Source organism: Pseudonocardia xishanensis (assembly GCF_039541715.1).
Lineage (GTDB): Bacteria > Actinomycetota > Actinomycetes > Mycobacteriales > Pseudonocardiaceae > Pseudonocardia > Pseudonocardia xishanensis.
Genome location: NZ_BAABGT010000111.1, coordinates 1 through 1,168, shown reverse-complemented (window position 1 = coordinate 1,168; position 1,168 = coordinate 1). Strand labels below are relative to the sequence as shown.

1 pseudogene is annotated in these 1,168 nt (G+C 69.3%); it reads left to right on the top strand.

Going from position 1 to position 1,168, the window contains the following annotated elements:
- Positions 1-43: 43 nt before the first annotated feature.
- Positions 44-930: pseudogene (locus ABD993_RS32360) on the top strand (IS4 family transposase); the annotation flags it as partial.
- Between the last annotated feature and the right edge of the window lie 238 nt (positions 931-1,168).

Here is a 1,168-nt window from a genome sequence, read left to right as displayed (position 1 = left end):
CATCGCCCAACAGGGTGCGGTGGCCTGAACGTCAGCCTCACGCAGACCCAGGACGGTTCAGTTCGCGAGGGTGGCTCGCCCGGTCGCGGTCGCGGACACTGCGGGGGCATGGCTGGCTGGGCTGCGGTTGGTGGCGGTGGACGGGACCTGCCTGGACGTGGCCGACACCCCCGCCAACGCCGAGCACTTCGGGCGACCCGGGGTGAACAAGGGCGAGAAGGCGGCTTTCCCCAGGCTCGGGTCCTGGCGTTGGCCGAGTGCGGCACCCACGCGATCTTCGCCGCCCGGGTCGGGACCTACCGCGAGTCCGAGGCCTGTCTCGCCGAACGGCTCCTGGACACCTTCACCCCGGACATGGTGGTGCTGGCCGACCGCAGGTTCTTCTCCTACGCCCTGTGGCGCAAGGCCACCGCCACCGGTGCGGACCTGCTGTGGCGGATCCGCACCGACAAAGCCGGGCCCACACCGACGCATGTGTCTGACCTGCCCGACGGGTCCTGGCTGGCACACCTGGGCGGCTCCACCCCGGCCGCCCGCCGCGAGGAACCGATGCCCGTGCGCGTCATCGACTACAGCATCGACGACGGCCGGGACAACCCGACGACCTACCGGCTGTTCACCACGATCACCGACCCCGACCAGGCCTCCGCGACCGAGCTGGCCGCCGCCTACACCCAACGCTGGGAGATCGAGAACACCTTCGACGAGCTCAAGACCCACCAGCGCGGCCCCCGGATCGTGCTGCGGTCGAAGTCTCCCGACCTGGTCCTCCAAGAGATCTGGGGGCACCTGTGCTGCCACTACGCCATCCGCTCCCTGATGCACGACGCCGCCCACCACGGCGGCCACGACCCCGACCGGATCAGCTTCACCGCTGCACTGCGCATCACCCGCCGCACCATCGCCACTCGGGCACATTTCCCCCCCTGACCAGCAAGACCCCACCACCAGACGACACTGGCAGGCATTCCTCGAGCGCCTGCTGGCCCGCCTCAACCCTCGCCGCCGTCATCGATCCGTGAGCTTGGCCCCCTGCGCCGGACACTGTGATGTTGACCCCGCTCAGCGGACACGGCTGATGTTGACCCCGCTCAGCGGACACGGCTGTTAGGAGACGTAGGGTCCGACGATCTTGTGAAGGAGATCGTCCGTCGTGCCGAAGCCCCAC